Source organism: Desulfobotulus sp., from assembly GCF_034006065.1.
GTDB lineage: Bacteria > Desulfobacterota > Desulfobacteria > Desulfobacterales > ASO4-4 > Desulfobotulus.
Genome location: NZ_JAVETM010000042.1, coordinates 1 through 23,976, shown reverse-complemented (window position 1 = coordinate 23,976; position 23,976 = coordinate 1). Strand labels below are relative to the sequence as shown.

Here is a 23,976-nt window from a genome sequence, read left to right as displayed (position 1 = left end):
TTTAGGTATTTCATAAAAGGGAGGCCCCTTTTATGGGGTAAATTTGTTTTATTTCCATGGATTCAGAAGCCGTACTCCACCCGCTTCCATATCCCTGGTGTTTTCGGTTACAGACTGAAAAACCGGAACCCCGCCCCTGCCACCGTATACACCACATGGGAGCATACCGTAAGCTCCGGCCACTGGGCTTTGAGATCACGGGCATAGCGGCTCACCTGCTCCACTTCCTCTGGTCTTGGGCCTTCCCTCTTTTCAAAATCCATCTCCGCTGCTTTCTGGCGGGAGAGGTGCTTGAATTCCAGCACATGGGCTTTTCCCTCAAAGCGGCTTCCCGGCCTGCCCATGGCTTCAAAATCGCTGCGGCCCGAAGGTCGGTTCACCTCAATGGCAATGAAAAGGTGGCGGGAAAGGAAACGGGCACACAGCTCAAAAAAGGTGGTGCGGAAAAAGTTCTCGTTGGCTTTATCAAAGGCCTGGGCCGGGATCTGCCCCACATAGGTTCTCCAGTATCCGGCAAAGAGTTCGGCCATGTCGCCATTTTCGAGAAAGGCCTCGAAAATTTCGGCGTAGTCACCGGAGACATCAATTCTTTCAAGCTCGTTGAAGTATTCCGCAAAAATCCTTTTGGTGCTGAGATTGGGAAATCCCACCCGAAACTCCGCCTTAAAGGTCACCATACCGAGATAATAGAGGCTGATGGGCAGAAATTCCGGAGAAAAGAAGCGGTTCATGCTGAACCGGCTTCTCAGCAGGGTCAGGTCTGCCCTCAGGGTGCCTTCCAGCATGAGGTGCTCCAGAAGCTCCCGTGCCGGATGATCGCCGCCTGCCAGCCGCCGCAGCCAGTCCACACTGACCCGCAGGTTGTCGTCCATGGTTTCGGAAGGGATCTCACCATTATTAATGAGAAGCTTGCTCAGATAAAAATTGCAGATGGTGGAATTGTAAAGGGGATTTTTTGCATCGGGCAGAAGACGGTAGCCATTGTAGTGGATTTTCAGATCTTCCAGCACACGGGCTTTCAGGCTTTCGGGCCATGGATGCTCTGAAAAAATGGCATCCACATAGCTTTCCACCTCGCCTTGTGTAAACCCGAGCATCTCCAGAACATTTTTTTCCAGAGTAATGACCTCTGCAATATTAAAACCGCTGGTGAGATCATCCATGGTTACGGGCAGCACACCGGTGATGAAAACCCGTGCCACAGAGCCTTCCCCCACACCGGCCTTGATGACCTTGTAAAAGGAACGCACGAAGGAATCCCCCGTGGTCAGGGCATTGTACAGCCTGTCCTGACGGGTGGTGAGGAGCTGGTTGGTGAAGTTGTCGTATTCATCAATGATGATGTGCACAGGGGGAGGCGCTGTCATCAGTACCCTGCTTAAAAGAACTTCAAGGGTTTCGGATGCGGATCGGGAGGTGAAGAGATCAGAGAACTTCCCATAATCGGCATATTTTGTGGCAAACTTTGAAAACGCCATGTGGCACACCAGATCAAAGGAGGCTTCGATTTCTTCCAGACGGTCACTGACCTTGATTTTTGAGAAATCAAAACGCAGAACAAGGTGGCTGTTTTTAAGGGGAGAAGGAGTGCGACCAATTTCCGTATGCCCGAACAGGGTGTCGAACTGATCTTTACGCTGAATATCGTAATAGCATTCCAGAATGGAGCACCAGAGGCTTTTCCCGAAACGCCGGGGCCTGAGAAAAACCGGAACCTTATACCTTTCCAGTTCATGAATAAAGCGGGTCTTATCCACAAAATGGTAATTTTCATGAACAATTTCATCATAATTTGCTACGGCATAGGGAATTTTTCGGGTCATGCTTCACTCCATTCTCTCAAAAAAGGCCAGGCACCTTTTCTCACCCAGGGAAAAAAAAGGGCCTTTATCCCAGCATCTCCGCCATAGCCTTCCGTGCCGTCCGCGCCGGACGCAGATCTGAGGTCAGGGTAACGGGAAGCTTTCGTTTTCCGTCATTCAGAAGCAAAGGGGTTCCCGGAAGAAGGGGACGATCCACCCGCAGAAAACCGCAGGCAAGCCCCTTCACCGCAAGATCCGGGGGCAGATCCGGGCTGGCCACGGAATAGAGCGTCCCGTTTTTTGCGGCCATGCCCATGTCCGTAACACAGGTGAGCACATGGCCGATCTTCTCTTCTCCCAGAAAAACAAAAGTTTCCGGCCCGGCCCCCACCTTGCGCAGATCACTTCCCACAAAGGCATAGGTATGGGGAGCACCTTCAAGGGCCGCCATCAGGGCCGCATCCCCCAGAAACCCCTTGGTGAAACCTTTCTGATCCTCCGTAAAGGGAAGGGCAAAGGGCCAGGGATGGTTCACAAAGGGCCAGTCTCCGATGTCCTGATGGGAAAGGGGCAGAAGCGCGCCCGCACGCAGGGAATCCCTCGCAGCCAGACCGCAGGGAATGAGGCCGAAGGGTCTTCCCGCCTCTTGAAGGAGATCCCAGATGCCTGTCACCGCACTCATTTCAGAAAAAATCTCAAAACCGAATTCTCCGGTGTATCCCGTGCGGGAAAGGAGGATGGGTGTCCCGTTTTTCAGCACACAGGGCACGGACACGGCCTCTCCCGTCCAGTCTCCCTTGAAGGAAAAATAGGGCATAACGGCAAAAAGGGCTTCGGCATCCTTCAGCACGGAAAAAAGAATCTTTCCCGCAAGGGGGCCCTGCACATCCACCTTACCCACCTGATCCGTCAGATCCTCAATGCGGATGCCTCCCTCTTCGTCCCTCTCCCGGATGTGACGGCTAAGGGGGCCGCCCATGCCCGCGTTCACCACGATGAGGTAGTGCTCCTTCTCCAGCATATAAACCAGGGCGTCATCCAGTACATGACCCCGGATGTCGCAGAAAACACCGTAAGCACAGCGGCCAGGAGACAGGGGCAGGCCTTTAGGTCCGGTGCAGTGGTCGAGATCCTTGGAAAAAAGCCCCTGAAGAAGCCTCAGGCTTCCCTCCCCCCGCACGCGGATCAGCGCCATGTGGCTGGTATCGAACATGCCCGCCCGCTGCAGCACGCTCAAATGCTCGGCCCTGGCTCCCGCGGGATACCAGAGGGGCATTTCATAGCCTCCGAAGTCCGCCATATTGGCTCCAAGGGCCAGATGCCTTGCATGGAGCGCCGTTTTTTTGGCCACCTGTTCCATAGAATACGCCTCCCTTCCACTGCGGTGCCCTGATCAGAAGGTCCACACAAAAAGTGCTTCGCCAGACCCTTCTCAGAGGATATAAGGTACCTTCACGTTGTAGCCTTTGTATACCACAAAGGTTTCCAGACTGAGCACCCCGCTCACCCTGGGGACTTCCTCATTGTAAAATTCCGGAAGCCCGAAGCTGTCATTGAACAGCACTTCCACCATCAGATCGTAACGTCCGGTCACCACACTGACCCGGACCACTCCCCGCAGGCGACTGAAAGCCTCGCCTCCGGCAAAAAGATCTGTGGAATTAAGCTTCACGCCCATGATCATCATCTGATGGTGGGCAATGGACGAAGGGTCCACAAGCCCTGTGATTTCCAGCACACCTTCGTCACAGAGCTTTTTGACCCTGGCACGTACGGTGTTTTCCGTGAGCTGCAGGTCTTCAGCAATCTTTTTAAAGGATTTTCTGCCATCTCGCAGATGCTGAATGATCCGGATGTTTATGTCATCGACTTTCATTATCACCGTCCAATTACCGTTAATGAAAATTCCATTAAATCTGATTGACGGAAAAGTCAATTCAAGGCTTTAAATTTTAAAAAAACATAAAAACTTGTCAGAGTATGCTTTTTGTGTTTATAGGCCCTGGGAGAGGTTCTGGGTGTTTTTCATCTTTTTATGGAGGTGGAATATGGGTTTACGGATATCTGTGGTGGGCGCAGGCCCCGGCGGTTATGTGGCGGCCATCCGCGCAGCCCAGTCGGGAGCGGAAGTGACGCTGATCGAAAGGGAGGCTGTGGGCGGCACCTGTCTGAACTGGGGCTGTATTCCTTCCAAGGTTATGGTGAGTGCTTCGGGCATGATGCAGGAAATTAAAAATGCTTCCCGTTTTGGCATTCAGGTGGAAGGGTCCCCGAAAGTGAATATGGAGATTCTGCAGAAAAAAATGCAGGCCGTAATCGCCACCCAGCAAAGGGGGATCGAAGCGCTTTTAAAACAGCACCGCGTCACCCTGCTTCAGGGCAAAGCCAAAATTCTGAACCATGGCAGCCTCTCCCTTGAAGGAAGCGAAGGAAACCTCGAAACGATTTTATGGGATCGCCTGATCCTTGCCACGGGAACCCGGCCCCTTGACATTCCCTTCCTTCCCACAGACGGCACTCATTGCCTTTCCTCCAACGATTTTCTCCGCATGGAGACCCTGCCCCATTCCGCCATTGTCCTCGGAGCCGGTGTGGTGGGCTGTGAGTTCGCTTCCATCCTGTCCGGACTGGGGTGCAGAGTAGAGCTTGTGGAAATGGCGGATCGCATCCTTCCCCTTCCGGGCCTGGATGCGGGAGCATCGAAACTCCTGGCCCGGGAATTCAAAAAACGGGGAATTGTCCTGCATACCGGCAAACAGGTGCTTTCCATGGAAAAGGAAAAGGATTCCGTCCGCCTTGTGCTGAAACGGACAGGAACTTCTGAGTCCGGAAAAGAAACCCTTCAGGCGGCATGCCTTGTACTCTGCGCAGGCCGCAGCCCTTCAACAAAGGATCTCGGCCTTGAAAACATCGGCCTCAGAACAGACCCACGGGGTTACATCCCCGTCAACGATGCCATGGAAACCGCTGTTTCCACTGTGTATGCCATTGGCGACGTGACCGGACCGGAGCGGTATATGCTGGCCCACGTGGCCTCCATGGAGGGTCACATTGCTGCCCTGAACGCCATGGGAGGCGCACACCGCATGGACTATGGGGCGGTGCCCTGCGCCATCTTCACAGAACCTGAGGTCGCTTTCACGGGCATGTCGCTGGAAAGGGCCAGAGAAGAAGGCTTGGAAGCAAAAAGTACAGCTGTGCTTTTCCGCAGTCTGGGAAAGGCCCACGCCACAGATGCCCTTGCCGGCGAAGCCGTGCTCGTGACAGAGGAAAAAAGCGGCAAGCTCCTCGGCTGCCACCTTGTGGGCCGCCATGCCTCGGAGCTGGTGGCGGAAGCCACCCTTGCCATACAAAATGGCCTCAGCTGCAGTGATGTGGCCGCAACCCTCCACCCCCACCCAAGCTTCAGTGAAATATTCTCCGAAGCCGCCTTCAAGGCAAAGGGGGAAGGGCTCCATGCTTGAAAAACCTCAAACAAATATTTTGGAATCAGATACCCACGCAGAACCTTCTGATATCTGACCCAATGATTCTGAATTTCCGCCACTGGCTGATGCAGACTACGGATGCACAGAAGCCATCTGTTTGCGGAAGGAGAGGATTGATTTTGCTCAGATTTTGATGACAGGCCTCATCCGTTTAAAACAAAGGCACCGTGGTCGGAAGATTCTCCGAATCAATCCCTTCGCACAAGAGGTTATCTATACTCACGTTACCTTGCCCATCCAGTGCCACACTCCAAATGGTGTCGTAGTCTTCGGATGGCCAATCCGTCCAATCCTCCGGCAGGGGTTGGTAGTCACCACCATAACTATCGATAAGCTTTTTTATAAATGGCTTGATATGACCGGATTCCCATGCCAACAGAACCGTTTGATTGGAAAATTTGCCACCGGTAAAGAAATAATCACTGGTTTTTTGCGCGATATTCTCATCGGTTGGGGTGAATGCTGACCCTAAAGACAGGTCTGCGGCCAGATAATAGGGTAAGTTATTTGCAATGGCGTAGGGCAGTACCGTCAATGAGGGACGAACATAGGAAACATTTCCGTCACGAGTAGGATACCAGGTACCGGCAGGGTCGATGGAGTAAACCACATCGGGACTGATGATCTTATCCCGTAGAATATGGGCAAGCATGAGCGCCCGCCATTGACCTGCAGCCACATAATTGCCGTTCTCAAATTTAAACCCAGGATCCGGGTGAGCCTCTGCATGCCGGACGATATATATCCTGGAATTGGTATTTATCCCGGACGGAATGATCACACCATTCACTCCTCCAACCCGTGTCGTGCTGAAAGGCGGTTGAAACCTGTTGGTGCATACGCTGCTTTTCACCGGGTATGGGAGTACGGGATAGGTCGTTGGCGGATTCAGGTTGGCGTTGTAGGTCACAAGCCTTGCCTTTCCGGAGGATGGGATTGATATCGCATAGAGGTAATCTGTACCCATATAAACCGTTGGAAGAGTCAAGCGAAAGCCGTACTGGGTGTTAATATATTTCAGCAGTGCCTCGGTCGTCTCCCAGGGCGCAGAAAAAATGTAATAACCCGGGATCTGATTCTCAATAATTGTAGACACCAGCGTCTCATTATTGCCTCCTGCGTTTCCAAAATCCAGCCCAGTACAGTCAGGGCAATACTGAGGAGAACCAGGCAGGGGAGGAGCGGGCTCGGCCACTCCCACAGGTACTCCACCTTCCGCATACGATACGTTGATCGGGTAGCTGTTCCCCGTGTAGAGATTGCCATTTGCATCGATGGATGAAGACATCTGATTCAGGAGAGCAAATTGCTGGATGAAACCGATTGCCGCCATGTCGGGATAATTGTCTCTGGTCTGCAAATGACTCATTGGTGAAATCGTGTAAATGCTACTTACATTCTCCCCCCCCAACACCTGCTGTTTCAGGTAAGTCGCCATCATCAGAGAACGCTGCAAGCCTTGGTTGGAAAGGCTCGCCGTGTCCGGATTCATGTCGCCTGGTGTGTTGTTCGCCATATCCGGGCTTACCACAAAAATCAAATTGACGTTGTCGACACTCAGCAGAGAATTCGAATTGGAGTCGCCACTACATGCAGGCAACAGCATCAGGACAAAACACAAGAACATTGACCGTATTACTCTATACATTTTTTCTCCTTCCGAAATAAAGTGGGCACCTTTTCTACTCCAGAGCGCCAAGGAGTTTGTCTGCGATCTTCGTGATATACTGGAGTTCATCATCATTTTCAGAAATGGGGAACTGCACCTTCAGGTACAGGATCATGCGCTTGATGCCATTTTCCGGCCCCTTCACTCCGGGCTGCCTGGACATATCCACTTTCTCGTCCTTTCGTTCCTTGACAGAGCGCAGGCTTGAATCTTTGACAACGGCAAGAGACAGCAGGCAACGGCATACGCAGGTAAAAAGCGAGGTTGGGTTGGTTCGGATTCCGCTGAACCATCCACCGGAAAAACTTCCGACCTTGTTGTCGATGAAGCATCGATGGAAAACACGGCTGATCTCATCTGCATTCTGACATTTGACAATTTCCTTATGCAGCTCTTCAGCCCGCCGGATGCCATCGGAGCCGTGATGACCGCTGTCTTTCCCATATACATTGGCAGCGCCGTGGAGCTGGATATTGAAATATTCCCCGATGCCGCTGCTGATCAATGCCTTCAGGAAATCGGCATAGGGAATGCTTTCAGGATACGGCAGATGCAGAGCGGCGGGGAATATCTTTGCCTGATGATATTTTTCCCTGAATCTCGGGTAACAGAAAACATCTTTGAAAGCTTTAATAAGGGGCGAGGTTGCCTCATTCAGCATGGACAAAATGACGTACTTTCCACCGCCAAGATCTCCCGCATATTTATCACCAATCTTTGTTATCCCAATTTTCTTATTGTAATAATCACTGATCTGGCTTGAATAATCACAGGGTTTCTGAACCAGAAAAAAAAGATTGGGAGGAATATTTTTTCTCGATCCGAAGGTATTCGTGGGGCTTGAAGCATAATAAACATCCCTGACCCAGCAGACCGGGGTATTCAGCATTCTTACACAGCCTGTATAATCCTTGTACCGATGTTCCTGGGGGGTGTCTGTGGCTGCAATTTCCACAATGAGATCATCCCCACACCCTCCTCCCTTTGCCCCCTGCAAGCGAAAAGAGAAGATCGTATAATCTGATTTGAGTACGGGATGATACTTCTTCTCCTTATGGCTATAGCCGTTGAGGCAGCCAAGAATCCATTTATAGAGGGCCGTATCATGTTTGAAGACATGACCATGGCCCTTGATCTTTCCATCGAATGCCTGCTGGAGCTTGACAGACCCCGTTTTCTTGCTGTTCTCAGTGGATTCGGTATTTGTGGTCTCAAGATTGGCGAGTTTAAATTCTCTTTCTCCCAGATATTGCGTTCTGATTACGGAAGCTTTGCCTACCATGTACTGAAAGGCCGAAAGATCGCTGGCTGATTTTGCAGGTGTTTTTAAGACTGTGACGATTTTCTTTGTCCCGTTTTTATACAGTACTTCTTTTTTCTCCGTTGCAGTCCAGGGACAGACCTCAGAATAGGTTCTGCTACAGGCCTCCTTGTTCCAGAAGGCTTCCAGCAGGGTATGCATTTCGGAAGTGACAAAACATTCATTCACATAGCCCATGTGGGTGTACTCCGGTTCAGGATCAGGCCCCAACCCCTCCGCACCCTTTGCCCATGCGCCGCTTTCCCTGAAGCTGGTAAAGGCCCGCCACTGGGCTTCACTTCCGGAATAGTACCAGACCCTGCAGTGCAGATTCCCTTGATCAAGGTGATATCCGTAGAGAATCCGGTATGCGGATGTCCCGTCCGGTCTGCCATCAATATCCTCAAGGACGCGGTCTGCCAGATAAAAGGTCTGTCCACCAGAGTGGATCTCCGTCCATTTTCCATCTTTATGGGTAGCGGCATCCTTGCCGTGCAGTGCATACCACCCCACAACAAAACTCTGATAGGCCGTCAGGGACATGCGAACCTCCTTCCATTAAAATTAACAGGCTTTCCGCCTTACACTGGCATTCTCTCCATGACGTCAAAACAAACTTTCCCAACAGAAGGGGGGCATCGCCCCGGCCGGGCGTTGAAAAATCAGAGAAAAGTCTTCAGCAAGGGATGGATGCGCTCTATGGCAGCCAGGCTTACACCCGCAGACTTCAGATTCAGAGCATAGGCCTGCACTGTGCTTTTCAGGGCTGTATAGGCATCGGTAGTGGATTTTTTTCGGGAAGAACTTGTGGAGGTGCAGGCCTTGTGGATGATCTCCACAAGATCACGGACACTTCGGATCAGCCTTATCAGACCACATTTCTGATAGAGGTCCAGAAGTTCCACCATCGTGGCCACATGGCTCGGTACTTTTTTACTTTTTCCGGCGAGAACAACGGATTTCCCTCCCCCAAACCCCGTACTCCAGGCATAGCTTTCAATGAACTGCCGGACAGCTCCGAGATACTCTTCAGACTGCCGGATAAAATCCGATTTTTCATAATCCGCAGCCAGCGCCTTGAAGGCTCTCAAGCTTGCGTAATCCAGGGGACTTGCCGTTGCCGTACCGTAGCGCTCAGATCCCTGAACCATCCTTTTCCACGCCGCTTCCAGAAGATCCTTGATGTGATTTTCCATGGTATGGCAGAAAAGAAGAAAATCCGGATCCTTTTTCATCTCATTGAGAAGGTGCTCCCGGTTCTGAAGAATTTTTTTCTGCACATCCACCCAGATTCTCGGCACCTTATCCATATCGCTGGCGCGGCTTGCGATATGCAGATAGGCAAAGTCCGAGGTAAAGGCCAGCCGCGCAATGGCAAGATATTTGGAGTATTCCAGAAGGGTGTAAGGGCTGGGTTCGTCCCTGTAGTCAAAAAAGCTGAGCAGGCGGGCGTCATAAAAGGGCAGCGCACTGGGCTGATAAGCCAGGTTGAGGATATAGTCTTTGGTGATGCGAGCGTCCAGAAAGTCCGTCACTATCCTGTCAAGGAAGCTGTGGGAGAGCAGGTACTGCCTGCTGGAAAGAAGGCCTGTGGTGCAGCGGTCGCTTTTGACCCGTCTGTCCCTTGCGGGAATGGGAGAAATGGGGGGAAAATATTTGATGCTGGCATGATCCAACATCTTCTTTTTGACATCAAAAACACCGGCCGTCCGGGCCGCCTCCTGAATCCTCAGGGTATTGAAGGACTGTCCGTGGTCAATCTTCACAAAACCGCCGAAGGTTCTGGCGTTCCCTTCTCCTGAAACCACCACCAGCCCGTAATTGTTGTCGGAAAGGTCATTTTCCTCAAAAAAAATGGAGGAAAGCAGAACCATCATGAAACCATCGAGATCATCCTGAAAGGCCTTTTTATATTTGTCATAGATTGCATTGTTGTTTTTATTTTCAGGTTTTTCCAGAAGCTCGCGGAAAGAAACAAACCTCACCGCTTCGGAAACCACCGTATGGGCATCCCGCACACGGATTTTGGGCTGATCCGGCCCGAGAAAATACCTGTAAATTTCTCCTGTCATGCACTCGATCTGGGCTTCCTGGGCACTATCCAGTTCTTTCAGAAACCAGTCCGTGTCCTTTTTTCCATGCCTTCTGATCTGAAGTACGGCATGGGCGCTCGCCCCGTGTTTCTTAATCAGCGTATAATTGGAATAATCCTTGAACCCTGTCCCCATTACAGCCTCCCGACCTCCGGTTATTTGCGTTGACGAGCCATGCCTTGAAGAGCCGCCCAGACTTTGTAAAGAAGCATGTACTATATCTTTTTCAGAACACCGGGCCTCAGAATGACATCCCCGTCCCGCAGAGCCAGACGATCCCGCCAGGGATCCTTTTCAGTGAGCTTATAAGTGAGCCCTTTATAATGACCGATACAGGTATCGCAGGCCCGTACGGAAGCTGTCGTGTTCGTATCGGGATCCAGCAGGGACAATGCGCTTTTTTTACAATGATCGGAGCAGAACAGTCCCCCGCAGTACCGACAATGGTGCCGGGTGAATTTACCCAGATCCTTTCCGCAGATACGGCAGCTTGTTTCTTCTTTATCCCTCAGCCAGCGATGCCTGTGCAGGATATGAAGGGTGAGATCCTTCAGTTCAGCCGGGGCAGGAACATGCCACTGGGCCTTCGTGATATGCGGGTTTGATGTGACTTTATTGGATATGAGATCCTTTGCCATGGCCGGTACACAAAGATACTGTGTGGCGAGGTGGGTGGAATCCGTTTTTTCATTTTCATGGAAGGCCGAGAAAAAAGCTTCCTCCCCGTCTCGCCAGATATGCTGCTGCCTGGCCTCCCACTCTCCGGGTTTATCCGCCGCAGAAAAAATCGGTACCATGGTTTTTCCCTTAAATTGAGAAACCGCCCGCTTTCCCGGCATTTTAGGGGCCAGGCCATCCCACACCTTGTCTTTGCCCTGGGCCTTGTCCTCTTTGGTGACTTCGTGGTTTTTTGCAAGCCCCGAGGCAACACACAGAAAACGCAGAAAACTGACGGGTCGCTTGTCGTTGTCATTACGGTATTTTTTATCAATCCCCCAGAATTTGACCGGGGCATTGTCGTTTTTTACTTCCAGACGTTCGGCGATGTACTCGTCTTCGGCCATGCCCCAGGAAATGTCACGCAGGCAGTTTTCCGCTGCATAGGAACCCAGAAGATTTTTAAAGGCGGTTCTGGCCCTCAGCCTGAGCCAGTTTCTCGTACCCGCTTCATCCTGGGGTGGATTTGCAGGGATGGGAAGAAGGGGGATCCCGAGGTAGCTGAGCAGCACAACCACCGTCGCTTTTTCATACAGATTGTATATGCGGTCCCTTCCTCCATGGGGGTGCGATGTTATGGAGCCATCCCGGTCTCTTCGCACCGAAAACACAGGCAGAATAATGTCATTCACATTTTTGAGGACATTCTCTGTCAGCACCTTTTCCATGGTAAAATTAACAACCAGTGGGGTGACCCCGGTCACCAGGGAGCTTCCTATGGATCCCATGAGTTTCTCACATGCAACGCCGATGGGGCTGGAGCCTGTGCTGAGAGACCACAGGCCGGGTATGGACGCAAGGGCATAGCCCCCCGGTGAGACGGCTCCGGTGACACCAAAACCCACCACACCCATGGTGACGCCGGTTCCAAGTTTGATCAGCGCATTCCAGGAATCATCATAAAGCACCTGGGCCAGCTGATAGGCCAGGGGCGCATGAAACTGCTCGGCAAGATCCAGCACCACCTTAGCAGCCTGAAGCTTGTCGGTGCCGCTGCAGATATCCACCAGACTGTCCACGATGCCAACGGGAGGAACGATGAACTTTATGAGGCCGCCCAGCCCATGCATGGTACTGATACCTGCCTTTCCCCAGCTGAAACGGCTGTTCCACTCCCCATCCGCATACCCTTCCTTTTTGGCCCATCCCTCGTAAGAGAGCTGTTTGATGGAAGCCATCTTCCCTGGATCCGCCTTCTTGATCAGATAGATGAAGGCAGGATCCGTGGATATGATGTCCGCAAGGCTCTGAAGGGTATAGTAAAGGGCAAGGACATCCTCATTGGCCGAAAGCAGCCGAAAGACCGTTGCCGCATCCCGTGTATAAAGCGGGCTTGCTCCCTGATGAAATTTGGAAAGATACCAGAGCGCTGCCTGTTTATTCACTTCATGGGCCTTTGACTGGCCAAGAATGGCCTGCTCAAGCATGTGCACCACATGGGCGTTTTCTGCATAAAATTCAGGGCCGAGCTTGCTGCCCCTCTTGAACATCCCTGCAATGACGGGCTTGTCATCACTCACGCTGTAATACATCCGGTTTTGTGACGCAAAACCCGATGACTGGACATCCTGAACGGCAATTTTTTCAAAATCGCCAAGCTTTGGATTCTGTTGTACAGGGGCCATGTTCTTTTCTCCTCTTTGAAATGAGCCGCAATCCAAACCCTTCCCGGAAGCCATCTCCCATTTTTTTAAAATCTTTAAGACAAAACGCTTCTGCCATCAGGCTGCGCACAGAAGGCCTGTAGCCGTGCAAGGCTTCGGAAAACCGGATGCCTTGACTTGCGCTGAAGCCTTCCCGTGAGATACTGATCCGCGCACCATCTTCCATCCACCTCGCCTGTTTCATCAAATCTTGGAAAAAGGGGAAAAAACTTCACCTGATCCGGAACAAAAACCTCCCCGGCTTCCCGTGCGATGCAGGTCCGGATTTCTGAAGCAAGCCTTACCTGGCCGTCGTCCTCCCTTCCTTTTTCAGAAAAAAGTCCGGGACCGAACACAAGCAGAACACAGACCGGATCCTCCTGAGCCCCCTCACGGTCAAGGATAGCCAGGGCCGTATAAATGCCTTTGGGTAAATAGCCTTTCAGAATCTCCAGAATCTCTTTTTCGGGGTAGCAAAGCCCCCTTTTTCCGGTATGGGGAGCAGGCGCATGGAAATACCCTTTGCCATGGGGACTGAGTATGGCAGAGGAAGCCAGTGCGCCTTCCGCCTCATCGCCTTCCTTTGCGCTCAGATCCGGGCAAGACATGAAAAGCCCCTGCTGACCTGCAACGGAAAGGGAAGGGTCCGCAACATCCCCTAAGCGCCACCGGATACCCGCAGCAGGAAAAACCTCGGCATGCACCCTTCCCGCCTTCCCTGTGGAAAAAAGCGACACTCCGCCCAGGGAAGCGTTCCAGGCATGACAGCTGACCATGGCCTTCCCGAGCCCCAGATTCTGAATGCAGTCCGTCCATGCCTGTGAGGGCGGGCCTTCTCCTGGATGACGAAACCATCGGAGGCAGCTTCGGCTGAGATCCAGGGTTCTGGCGGAAAGACTGTCCCGGAAAACCCTGCTGATACCCAGTACCCGCAGAGGCTGGGAGCCGAGACACAAAGCCTGATCTCCCATGTTTTCCGGTTCCATGTGGATCCGCGTGGCTCCGGAAAGCAGACCTGCGAGCATGAGGGAAGGCTCCGTCTCAAGAAGATGGAAGCCCGGAGCCGCAAAAAAATCTCCGGATCGCAATCCCATGACCAGCATACCGTCCCGCAGGGCACCAAGATAAAGGGCGTCCGCTGTCAGGGGCCGTGGCGTGCAGGGTTCAGGGGATGTGGGATCAAAGAGGAGAGCCGCTGTGCCAGAAGAAGGATAAACCGCCTGGGAAGGTAGAGGAGAACGGGATGACGCTCCACGGGAAAGGGCTTCAGGAGAAAAGACTTCATGGGGAAGGCGCTTAAAGGTGGAAAAAACGGGAAGTGCCGCATGCAGATCTTCCACCACCACAAAATCTGGTCGAAGCCTTTCCATGCGTTTTGTGAGAAGAAAGCGGCCCGCAGGGGGGATAAGGGAAATAACCATCCCAAGTCTCAAGGCCGTCAGGAGGGTCCGCATCAGGGTCTCCCCGGTATCGAGAACAAAAGCCACCACCCTGCCCTTTTCCGCTCCCGCATCCAGCCAGGCAGAGGCAAGGCTCCGGGACTGCTGTCCAAGCCCTGCAAAGGAAAGGACTCGCCAGCCCTCCCTGCCATCGGGTGTCTGCATGGCCCCTCGACCGCTTCCTTCAAAACGATGAACGATGTCGTGGTAAAAATCATAAAACCGGAAAGGGAGACTTCCGGGCTGAATGGCAGAACCTCGTCTGGCCCTTTCCCAGAGCCCCAGCCAGAAGCTTTCCGGATGCCTCCAGGATGCCTCAAGCCAGGGCAGGCTACCCGGCTCCCCCTCCCCGCTTCCGTACAGACTGCGCTCCAGTGCGCCGATATCCAGAGCCGTATCCTTATCCATGGAAGACCCTTTTGGCAGAGGATTGCTGTTTTTCAGAACCCTGGCATCTTTTTCAGCCCCATGGAAGAAAAGACCATTCCGAGGATTCCCATTCTGTTGCCTGTGCCTGGCCCGCCTGCTTTCCTCAAAAACCTATCCCCCGAAAAAGGGGCAGCAGAAAACATTGCCCGGAGAGTGTTCATCAAGAACAACGGAGTGATCCTGAATCAGAATCTCGTAACTGGGTTTCAGGGGCATGCCGAGCAAATGGTTCCAGTTTTCCGAAGGCTCCGTGAAAAGAAAGTAAAGTGCGACAGGACTTTTATCCGGCATAGGCACGGAAAATTCCGCTGTCCTGCCAGGGATAATGGAATAGACCCCCAGCACATTGGGATCTCTGGGTTCTGCAAAGACGAGGGCTGCAATGTCCGGATAACTGTCCGTGAGAAACTGTTTCTCACTGCTGGCCCGCACCAGCATGTAGAAAATACGCCCCTTGTTGGCGTCGGGCGTTGCCTTCACCTTCAGGAGAATCTGTTGCGCCGAAGCCCCCTGCCAGCTGCTGGCGCAGCCTGACAGCAGAAAAAAAAACAGCAGGAGAGCCAGGGCAAGCCCTGCGCCCTGCCCCAGCACAGGAACCTTCCTTTGGGGTATCAAAGCGTAAGATCCGGAAGAAAAAGCACACATCATGGATATTCCCCTCAATCCTTCAGATGTCGGTCAGGTGTCGGTCAGATCTCAGGTTCCGTCATTGAAGCGTAAAAGCGTCCAGGGATCTTTTTCAAAGGCAAATACCACGTCATAATCCGCTCCCCCCCAGGGACTTTCCAGCATCCAGGACAGGCTGCCGCCCTCCTGCCGCCTTCCTTTGAGAAGAAGATGGTAAAAGGACCAGAGACCGGGGGCCGTCATCAGCTCACGGTAGGCCCTGCTCCCGGAAACCCGGATTTCAAAGGTCATCCCTGCGGCAGAAACACTTTCACGCCACCACTCCACCGAAAGGGGCTGCCATGCGGGCTGCTGGTTGAAACCAAAAACCGCAGCCTGCCCCGTGCGCAGGTAGGTATTTACGGGTAAGGCAGCACCGCCCTGCACCGACGGCAGTATGGCGGGCCTTACCCGCAGCCGGAGAGGTTCTGCCCCGCCCTTGTCATTCCATAAAAGACTGCGGATACGCTGGGCTTCCCCCACCGTGGCCAGCATGCCGTGGGGAAGGCGGAGATCCCGGAGAGCACCTTGCCAGCGTCCTTCCCGATACAGGCACACGCCCCCCATATAGGCCGTGAAATCCTTCCAGAACGCCCCTTCAGGGTGCAGGGCCTTTTCAAGGTTTTCCATGGACAGAACCTCGGATGCTCCAGGATCAAAGGGAAAGCTCTTCCTTAAAGGCTGAAGGTGTTTTGCCGAAAGATCCGACCAGACCGTGACAAGACGTCCCTCAATTTCAGTCTTTCCCAGCTGCCCAAGAACCTGAAAGGGTTCAAGGAAGGGTTTCTGCCAGTCCGGGGGGACACCGACACTGCCAAGCCACTGCCTTGCCATGGCCAGCCTGGAATCGGGACTTCCGGTCAGGATATCCAATCCCATGCGACCGAGGGGGGAAAGGCCCTGCCTGAGGGCAGACCCCTCCCCCTTTCCTGCCGGATCAGGGATGGAAAAAAAGGTTTCCGAAAGTCCGTCCTGAACCTGGGCAATGAGTCCTTTGTAGGTTTCCCATTCAGGATAGCGTCCATCCTGCTCCCGCATGACCCTGTCCATGAAGGAAAAAACATCCATGCGCCGGGCCACGGGCCGAAGCATGGGGCTGTTCCCCACATCAAGGCGGGTATGGGTCTTAAGGGTTGAAAGAAACTCCAGAAAAGGCGAGCTCAGGGAAGGAAGCTGCTGCAGGACAAAACGAAGACCTGCAGGATTGTCCACGCGCAGATGGTACTGATCATAATAATTGCGGTACTGTTCCACATACCGGTCTGAATAAAAAATCACCTGCCTGTGTACAAAATCCACAAACCGTGTCTTTTCCGCTGCATCCACGGGCAGTGTGGCAAGCTGACTGTCCAGGGCCTCCACAGCGGGTCGTACCCTCTTTTCAAAGGCAGGCCGGGTGAAACGGCCATCAATGCGGGCCTGACCTGCAAAATAATGGGTGCCATCATTGGAGGCATTGAGCCAGATATCCGGAAACTCCCCAGCTCCCTGAAAAAAGACAAGCCCCTGGCTCTGTTCATGTTCCGCCATGAAATTGCGCATCATGAAAGTCACCTGACTGCGGAGAATAAGGTCGTGCCAGACCTGCACATTCACTTTGAAAGTCCGGTCCCCGAGGATCAGGGTCAGGGGTTCGGGATAGGCCACGGGACGCCTGGGAATGGAAGGCGGCATGGCCATGAAACCATCCAGAGCCAGCCCACGGGTATCCGGTACGGAGAGGGTTTCATTGACAATGGATCTGAGCAGCTCCAGAAGCTGTTCATGTCGCAAAAGGGCATCCCTGCGCTGCATCCAGGCGATGTCCGGGCCAAGGTGGGTGACGCTTTTAAGATTCTCCACAATGTCACTCAGAAGGGGAAAGGCAAAAACCTTTCGGACAAGATCCAGTACAGGCAGGGCAACTCCCTGCAATTCCGCCAGCACATCGTGGGTCAGAAAGGGGTCTTCGCTTACGGCTTCCACCCGCCTCAGGAGAAAATGCAGCATGAGGCTGTTTTCCGAGGGCTCCCAGCTTCCGGGACTGCTGATACGAGCAAGATTGAGCTCCATATCAATGTCGGGAACTGCCCGGTTGTACCGGGCATAGTCAAGAACCATCTGCCTTGGAAAATCCAAAACCCGTTCCCATTCCTCAGGGTTTGCAAGGATCATGGCTTTCAGGCCGCTTTCGGGGGTGGCATACAAGAGGCCCAGCAGATAGACCATCTGCTCCTGGTAATCCGTGAGAAGACGCCGCCGGTTAAAGGCAGGGTAGAGGTAGTGCTGACGAATGAGTGCCGTGAGGCGCTCGGTTCTGATTCTTTCATGCTCTGTGAAAAAATCGGGCAGCAGTTTGTAAAAAAGGTTCCCCCTGTGGGACGTGGGGAAAAGAAGGTGCATTTCCCTGTAGTTGACGGGCTTGATCAGCTCCATGGTATCCAGCTTTTCATCCACCCTCTCCAGTTCCTGGTACTGGAGTGCAAAAAGGGTCAAAAATCCTAAAAACCCTGCCGCAAGCAAGCCGCCAGCCGCCAGCTGATGCCTGTATATGCGAGGTCTCCCCATGGCTGTTTCCGAAGAAAGGGAAGACTTGAAGGGGCCGCCCTTTTCCGTATCTTCTCCTGTACCATGAAAGGTCAGCCGCAAAAGGGCCGGACTGGGAAAAAAGGGGTCCCGGCTCAGCAACACTCTGGAGAAGGCCCCCAGAACGCCGAGCCATTTTCCCGCATGATCCAGAAAGGCAACCATGGCCAGGTAGTCTCTGGAGGCAACCCGCGTCAGGGCAAGGGGCAGAAGGGTTGCATAGACTTCCAGTGCCCTTTCCACCTCGGAAGGATCAGCTCCTTTACTCCATACCGTTTCCATGGAAAGCCCCTGGGATGCCAGAAAGGCCGACCACTGTACATAGCCCTCCATAAGATCCATGTGGGTGAGGGCAAGGGTGACGGGTACAGATTTTTTCGCAGAAGATGACCTGAAAAAAAAGCCGGACGAAGAAGGAACCATTGAATTGAGCTTGCCCCGCAGATAAAGGGCGAGACGTTTCAGGTTTTCGGGAGCCTCCCCTTCAAGGAGGGTCGCGTTCAGACAGACCACTCCATGGGGAGAGGCCTTTCCGGGCAGGGCTCTCCAGAGCCGTCTCAGGGCGCGGCGGGCATCGGATTCCGTATGGGTCAGGATGCTTGAGGGCATCTCCAGAAGTATGGCCCCGGAGGAGAGGTACATCTGGAACAGGGGCGATGCCACATGGCTTGCCCGGAACTGCATGGAGAGGGCTTCCACGTCCGTAAATTTTCGGATCAGCTCTGTTTTTCCGCTAAGTGCCTCCCCCATGAGAACGTAAGCAGGCAGTTTTCCGGCATAACGCCGGATACGCCAGGGCATTTGAGAAAAAAAATCCTTCCAGACCCGGACAAGGCTGTTTTTCGGCATGGAAGGCTGGGAGTCCTTCCCCTTACCCGTGTCAGAGGCTGCACCGGCCGCAGCTTTTTTTCTCTTTTTCCATAAGAGAATCCCAAGCCCCACCAGGGTAAGGGCCAGGGCCATGCCGATGACCAGCACCTTGGGGGGGAGGTTCAGGGTTTTCTGCAGATAGGAACGTATGAATGAGATGATCATATTCAGAGAGATCATAGGCCGCCACAGATCCATGTATTAAAAACAAAGGGTCAGGTTTTGCGCTGTTCCGGATTATCCGGTTTTTCCCAGACTGTTTCCGGGATTGAATGTCCCCTGAAACCAATCCATGCCCCGACCCTCTCCCAGAGGAAGAGGGCTCCATAAAGCATTACTATTTCAAAAAATCATCTCAGGCATCGGACTCAGCTTCCCTATCCGGTTCTTCCAAGGAAGATTCTTTTGCCGCATCTTCCTTGGCGGAATCCTCTTCAGGATACGGCTCTCCTTCCGGAACCGGCGTGATGCAAAGGCCCTCCTCCTGAAGGGAAACCAGAATACGCCCTCCTTCTTCCATGCCCTCTTTGATCAGCATTTCCGCCAGAGGATCCTGAAGCCTTGTCTGGATCACCCGCTTCAGGGGACGCGCACCATACAGGGGATTGTACCCTTCCTGTGCAAGGAAAGCCCTTGCCCCGGCATTGACTTCCAGATGGATTTTTCTGTCTTCCAGAAGTTTTGAAAGGCGCATGAGCTGGATGTCCACGATGGGATTCATAATCTCCGGTGTAAGGGGATGGAAAATGATAATGTCATCCAGACGGTTCAGAAATTCCGGTCTGAAAAAACCCTGCACCACTTCCATGATGGCCCGTTTCATCCGCAAAAGCTCCTCTTCTGTCTCCACGGCTTCAATGCGGTCGGCCCCCAGGTTGGAGGTCATGAGCAGAACGGTGTCATAGAAATGGGTGGTCCGGCCCTGCCCGTCGGTGAGTCTGCCATCGTCAAAAACCTGGAGGAAAATATTAAAGACATCGGGGTGGGCTTTTTCCACCTCATCAAAAAGCACAACGCTGTAGGGTTTACGCCTGACCTTGTTGGTCAGCACCCCTCCCTCATCATAGCCCACATAACCGGGAGGAGCCCCCGTGAGACGGGCTACGGAATGTTTTTCCATAAACTCGCTCATGTCGATGCGGATCAGAGATTTTTCGTCGTCAAAGAGAAACTCGGCAAGAGCCTTGGCAAGCTCGGTCTTGCCAACGCCCGTGGGTCCCAGCATCAGAAAGGAAGCCACGGGCCGGTTCGGATCCTGAACCCCTGCTCTGGAACGGCGCACAGCTCTGGCCACGGTACCGAGGGCCTCCTCCTGGCCTGCAACCCGTTTCCGCAGATGGGTTTCCAGCCTGAGCCAGCGATCCTTTTCGCCTTCCATCATTTTGGCCACAGGCACCCCTGTCCAGCGGGAAACGCAGACAGCAATATCCTCCGCAAGGAGTCCCCTCTGAGCGCCCTCGCTTCCCTCCATGGGACTGTCGCCATCCGGATATTCCCCAAGCACCCTCTCCGCCTCGGGAATCACCTTGTACTGAAGCTCGGCAACCCGTGCGAAATCCTCCTCCCGAATTTTCTGATCCAGCTCTTTTCTTGCAGCTTCAAGGTTTCTGCGGGCTTCCTGCACCGCAAGCCTTGCTTCCTTCTCCTGTTCCCATTCGGTAACACGCCCCTCATGGGCCTCCTTGAGTGCGGCAAGCTCGGCGCTCAGAACCCCAAGGCGTTCCACACTGGCCTTGTCCGTCTCCCCCTCAAGGGCCCGGGCCTCAATCTCAAGGGCCAGGATTTGCCTTGCCATGCCTTCGATGTCCTCCGGCCTTGACGCCAGGGCGATGCGCAGACTGGCAGCGGCCTGATCCACAAGATCAATGGCTTTATCCGGCAGAAAACGATCCGTGATATAGCGTCTGGAAAGTTTAACCGCAGCCTGCAGGGCCGCATCCGTGATATGCACGCCATGGTGGGTTTCGTACTTGCCCTTGATTCCCCGGAGAATGGCCAGGGTCTGCTCCATGGAAGGCTCATCCACGCTGACCGTCTGAAAACGACGCATGAGTGCCGCATCCTTTTCAATGTGCTTGCGGTATTCCTCAAGGGTTGTTGCGCCGATGCAGCGGATTTTCCCTCTGGAGAGGGCGGGCTTGATGAGATTGGCCGCATCCATGGCGCCTCCGGAGGCCCCTGCACCCACCAGCATGTGGATTTCATCGATGAAGGTGATCACATTCCCCGCAGCCTCGATCTCTTCAAGCACCCGCTTGAATCGCTCCTCAAATTCTCCCCTGTACCGCGCCCCTGCAATGAGCTGGCCAAGATCAAGGGCCAGAATGGCCACATTTTTCAGGCTGTCGGGCACATTGCCCTCTACAATGCGCAGGGCGAGACCTTCCACCACTGCGGTTTTTCCCACGCCAGGCTCTCCGATGATGATGGGATTGTTTTTTAAACGACGGCTCAGAATCTGAACCGCCAGATGGATTTCCTCATCTCTGCCGATTACAGGATCCAACTCCCCTTTTCGGGCCGTTTCCGTGAGATCCCTTGTATATTTTGTGAGATATTCAAACTCCTGGGACAGACCTGAGCCCCCTTCCTTTTTGGCCTCAGCACCCATGGCTTTAAGGGCTGCCCCCAGTTTTTCCCGGTTTACGCCGGATTCCGAAAGCGCCCCTGCGGGTTCTCCCACATCCAGAAGGGCAAAAAGCAGGTGGTGGATGCCGATGGTCGCCTCTCCCATCTGGGTGGCGGTTTCTTCGGCCAGAATGAAAAGACGTTCCAGATCCCGGTTGATGGGAGTCTGCTGGGCTCCGGCCAGGGCCTTGGGCAGGGTGAGAAGCTGACCGGAGATGCGGGCTTCCAGGGCCTCCACATTGGCACCGGCACTCTTCAGGGCCGAGCGGATCGGGCTTCGGGAGGCATCCAGAAGGCTTGAGAGAAGATGCCAGGGGGTGACGCACTGATGCTCCTTTTTCACAGCCAGACGGCAGGCCTTTTCGATCAGCTCCTGGGACTTGAGATTAAAGCGGTCAATGATCATCCTCGTTAATCCTTTCTTGAATGGGCGTATTTGTGCTCACCTGTCCCAAGGACTAGAGCTGCACCGTTACCTGACCCGCAAAATTGATGGAAATCACCCCACCCCACATGCACATGAGCTTGCTGGAATCCGTCAGCGCCGGAAAGTTTCCTATGAGAACCGTCGGCTTTCCGGGAACCCATGGGGCCACGGTCACAGGAACACAGGGCATGGGCGTCAGCACACCCAAGGCTGCCGCAGTGGCCGATGCCACCGCAGGATTGCTGGGTGTGGTGCACATACCGAAGGGAAGGATATTCACCCCGGGCGCATAATCCATGATGGTTGCCGCAGGCAGAGAAGCCAGGACCTTGTTGGTCGGAAGCACAAGAAGGGAAGAAGGTGCTACCCCGAAACTGCACATCATCACCGCACCATTGGTTACAAGAAATCCCATTTTATGCTTCTCCTTTCCGGGTTCTGCAAAATAAACTGCTGGGCCAGCCCCATCCCTTCCATGGACATCAGGCCGGATTCAAAGCCGGGTGCTTTCCGCCTCAAGGCGTTTTCTGTGCCGTCTGCGGGCCATGTCGAGGGCAAGCATCTCGTCCGTGGCGCAGCAGGCGGAACAAAGTGCAAAGCCCTCCACCTCCCTGAATCTGTGCCGGGGCAGCACCCGGTTACAGGCCTCACATCGCGCACTGCCGGGTAAGGAAGGGTCTTCCCCGGAATCTGAAAACCCGGAATTCCCGCCATGCGGAAGATGCCCCTTTGACAAAGCTTCCGCATGGGCTGCAAAACAGTCCGGACAGAACATCCCCCCATCCATCCCCCTGGCCCCTCCCAGGGGAATGGAGCGGCCGCATCCGGAACAGGCAATGCTTTTCATGAGATCCGGCATGGGCGGAAGCTCTTTGCTGTCCGCAGATCCTTTTTCCTCTTCCGAAGCTTCCACCGACTGGGCTGGCCTTAAGGGAGGAGGCGTCATGATCAGATCCTGAAAACAGAGCTTGCAGAATTTCCACACCCCCACCCGGCATGCCTCCTCAGTAAGGGGCGCACCGCAGAGCTCACATGCGGGTTCTCCTCCGGCACTGGCACCGGGTTTTTCAGAAAGATGGGAAGCCATGGCTTTGCCTGCCTCCCCTTGCCGGGTGGCTTCGCTGCTGCGACCGGGCTCTCCGCCCGCCATCAGTTTTTCAAAGCACACGGTGCAGAAGGGCCAGCTTGCAACCATGGTCATACCTTCACCGGACAACGATTCCAGACCACATCCCTTACATTTCACCTTTACCCCCTTTGCATTGGGAAAAACCGTGAAAGTCCGCAGCCCTGGCACAAAAAACTGAAAGTTTCAGAAAAAACCTCAGAAAATCAGAACTCCGCAAAAGCATCCGGGTCCACCTTGAAAAATTCGCGCATGGCCTGCCATTCCGGGCTCTCCTTCATTTCATCAAACTGCATGACCTCATTGCTGTGCATGGCAAGAAGCATGAAAAACCGGCTGAAAAGCTTTGGGAAATAAAGCCTTGGATCAAAATTTTCGATGATGGCGATGATGTCATCGGCCACCAGAGCAGCTCTGGGGAATTTTTCATCCGCCATGAGACGTTCAAAGATTTCAAGTTTTTTCGTAAGAAGCTCAAGGTGCATGGAGCCCTCAACCATAAGCCCCTGCCCCGCCACCATCCGGGGAGAAGGAGAAGAAGGCACAGAAGCCCGTAAACCTGGTTCTTCCGGTGTGGGCTCATTTTCAGGGCTTTCCTCCTGTGCCGCACTTTCCTCCTTATAAACAAGTTGCTGAAAGGCCCGCAGCCAGTCCACGGTTTTCAGAAGCCCGTCCAGAACAGGTTCCGCAGCATCCTCAAGGGTTTTGGCGATGGATTTTCTGAGCTCGGAAGCCCCATCCAGGGCCTCGACCAGATCATCGGAATGGGTGTCCTTCAGCCACTGCTGCCAGAGCCCGCCCTTGGCGGATTCCTCAAGCTGAAACTTTTTCAGAAGCTGATTGAAAAACCAGCGCAGCCCTGTCTGTCCGTGCTTTTCCCGCTTTTTTTGCGGACCTGAGGCGGCCCAGTTGGTATCCAGAAAAAAAATCAGGGCGGAAAAGAGCTCCTTTAAGCTCCGGACACCGCCCTCCAGGAAGAGTCCGTACCAGTAATGTCCGGTTAGGTTTTTGCATGAAAAAAGTTTTGATTGCTATCAAAAAAATATGATTTATACCTTGACAACTCAGTGAAAATACTTTGTCCCTTGAAATTATTATTAATTGTAATTTCAAG

15 protein-coding genes are annotated in these 23,976 nt (G+C 53.5%); 1 reads left to right on the top strand and 14 read right to left on the bottom strand.

Going from position 1 to position 23,976, the window contains the following annotated elements; translation table 11 throughout:
- Positions 1–107 precede the first annotated feature (107 nt).
- The 3 genes from RBR60_RS13565 to RBR60_RS13555 form a co-directional block, all read right to left on the bottom strand.
- A complete protein-coding gene (locus tag RBR60_RS13565) occupies positions 108–1,823 on the bottom strand; it encodes an AAA family ATPase (RefSeq protein WP_320357688.1) in 1,716 nt (571 codons plus the stop codon).
- A gap of 64 nt (positions 1,824–1,887) precedes the next feature.
- Positions 1,888–3,162: an aminomethyltransferase family protein gene (locus RBR60_RS13560; protein WP_320357686.1), complete on the bottom strand. Its 1,275-nt coding sequence runs from the start codon at positions 3,160–3,162 to the stop codon at positions 1,888–1,890.
- A 72-nt stretch (positions 3,163–3,234) separates the two neighbouring features.
- A complete protein-coding gene (locus RBR60_RS13555) occupies positions 3,235–3,678 on the bottom strand; it encodes an Lrp/AsnC family transcriptional regulator (RefSeq protein WP_320357684.1) in 444 nt (147 codons plus the stop codon).
- 172 nt (positions 3,679–3,850) lie between these two features.
- Here RBR60_RS13555 and lpdA point away from each other — a divergent pair, with 172 nt between their 5' ends.
- Positions 3,851–5,266, top strand: a complete 1,416-nt coding sequence (lpdA, locus tag RBR60_RS13550) for a dihydrolipoyl dehydrogenase (protein ID WP_320357682.1) — start codon at positions 3,851–3,853, stop codon at positions 5,264–5,266.
- Positions 5,267–5,441: 175 nt separating this feature from the next.
- Here lpdA and RBR60_RS13545 read toward each other — a convergent pair whose 3' ends face one another.
- The 11 genes from RBR60_RS13545 to RBR60_RS13495 form a co-directional block, all read right to left on the bottom strand.
- Complete coding sequence (locus tag RBR60_RS13545) at positions 5,442–6,938, bottom strand: histidine phosphatase family protein (RefSeq protein WP_320357680.1); 1,497 nt, start codon at positions 6,936–6,938, stop codon at positions 5,442–5,444.
- 34 nt (positions 6,939–6,972) lie between these two features.
- Positions 6,973–8,802, bottom strand: coding sequence for a hypothetical protein (locus RBR60_RS13540; protein WP_320357678.1), 1,830 nt, complete (start codon positions 8,800–8,802; stop codon positions 6,973–6,975).
- A gap of 119 nt (positions 8,803–8,921) precedes the next feature.
- Positions 8,922–10,487, bottom strand: coding sequence for a hypothetical protein (locus RBR60_RS13535; protein ID WP_320357676.1), 1,566 nt, complete (start codon positions 10,485–10,487; stop codon positions 8,922–8,924).
- An 80-nt stretch (positions 10,488–10,567) separates the two neighbouring features.
- The gene (locus tag RBR60_RS13530) at positions 10,568–12,694 is read right to left on the bottom strand and encodes an FYVE zinc finger domain-containing protein (RefSeq protein WP_320357673.1); all 2,127 of its coding nucleotides are present in this window, start codon (positions 12,692–12,694) and stop codon (positions 10,568–10,570) included.
- A gap of 74 nt (positions 12,695–12,768) precedes the next feature.
- The gene (locus RBR60_RS13525; RefSeq protein ID WP_320357671.1) at positions 12,769–14,559 is read right to left on the bottom strand and encodes a hypothetical protein; all 1,791 of its coding nucleotides are present in this window, start codon (positions 14,557–14,559) and stop codon (positions 12,769–12,771) included.
- Positions 14,560–14,691: 132 nt separating this feature from the next.
- Entirely contained in the window at positions 14,692–15,171 is a 480-nt protein-coding gene (locus tag RBR60_RS13520; RefSeq protein ID WP_320357669.1) for a hypothetical protein, read from the bottom strand.
- A gap of 105 nt (positions 15,172–15,276) precedes the next feature.
- The gene (locus RBR60_RS13515) at positions 15,277–18,861 is read right to left on the bottom strand and encodes a hypothetical protein (protein ID WP_320357667.1); all 3,585 of its coding nucleotides are present in this window, start codon (positions 18,859–18,861) and stop codon (positions 15,277–15,279) included.
- Between the two features lie 175 nt (positions 18,862–19,036).
- Positions 19,037–21,715 (bottom strand): ATP-dependent Clp protease ATP-binding subunit, encoded by a 2,679-nt coding sequence (locus tag RBR60_RS13510; RefSeq protein WP_320357665.1) that lies wholly within the window; start codon positions 21,713–21,715, stop codon positions 19,037–19,039.
- Positions 21,716–21,767: 52 nt separating this feature from the next.
- The gene (locus RBR60_RS13505) at positions 21,768–22,151 is read right to left on the bottom strand and encodes a DUF4280 domain-containing protein (protein ID WP_320357663.1); all 384 of its coding nucleotides are present in this window, start codon (positions 22,149–22,151) and stop codon (positions 21,768–21,770) included.
- Positions 22,152–22,229: 78 nt separating this feature from the next.
- Complete coding sequence (locus RBR60_RS13500; RefSeq protein ID WP_320357661.1) at positions 22,230–22,982, bottom strand: hypothetical protein; 753 nt, start codon at positions 22,980–22,982, stop codon at positions 22,230–22,232.
- 86 nt (positions 22,983–23,068) lie between these two features.
- Positions 23,069–23,836, bottom strand: a complete 768-nt coding sequence (locus tag RBR60_RS13495) for a type VI secretion system protein IglI family protein (protein ID WP_320357703.1) — start codon at positions 23,834–23,836, stop codon at positions 23,069–23,071.
- Positions 23,837–23,976: the final 140 nt, after the last annotated feature.

Bases quoted from the DNA above. Each gene is read 5' to 3' on its own strand.
- RBR60_RS13565 (WP_320357688.1), bottom strand. From the start codon at position 1,823: ATGACCCGAAAAATTCCCTATGCCGTAGCAAATTATGATGAAATTGTT.
- RBR60_RS13560 (WP_320357686.1), bottom strand. From the start codon at position 3,162: ATGGAACAGGTGGCCAAAAAAACGGCGCTCCATGCAAGGCATCTGGCC.
- RBR60_RS13555 (WP_320357684.1), bottom strand. From the start codon at position 3,678: ATGAAAGTCGATGACATAAACATCCGGATCATTCAGCATCTGCGAGAT.
- lpdA (WP_320357682.1), top strand. From the start codon at position 3,851: ATGGGTTTACGGATATCTGTGGTGGGCGCAGGCCCCGGCGGTTATGTG.
- RBR60_RS13545 (WP_320357680.1), bottom strand. From the start codon at position 6,938: ATGTATAGAGTAATACGGTCAATGTTCTTGTGTTTTGTCCTGATGCTG.
- RBR60_RS13540 (WP_320357678.1), bottom strand. From the start codon at position 8,802: ATGTCCCTGACGGCCTATCAGAGTTTTGTTGTGGGGTGGTATGCACTG.
- RBR60_RS13535 (WP_320357676.1), bottom strand. From the start codon at position 10,487: ATGGGGACAGGGTTCAAGGATTATTCCAATTATACGCTGATTAAGAAA.
- RBR60_RS13530 (WP_320357673.1), bottom strand. From the start codon at position 12,694: ATGGCCCCTGTACAACAGAATCCAAAGCTTGGCGATTTTGAAAAAATT.
- RBR60_RS13525 (WP_320357671.1), bottom strand. From the start codon at position 14,559: ATGGATAAGGATACGGCTCTGGATATCGGCGCACTGGAGCGCAGTCTG.
- RBR60_RS13515 (WP_320357667.1), bottom strand. From the start codon at position 18,861: ATGATCTCTCTGAATATGATCATCTCATTCATACGTTCCTATCTGCAG.
- RBR60_RS13510 (WP_320357665.1), bottom strand. From the start codon at position 21,715: ATGATCATTGACCGCTTTAATCTCAAGTCCCAGGAGCTGATCGAAAAG.
- RBR60_RS13505 (WP_320357663.1), bottom strand. From the start codon at position 22,151: ATGGGATTTCTTGTAACCAATGGTGCGGTGATGATGTGCAGTTTCGGG.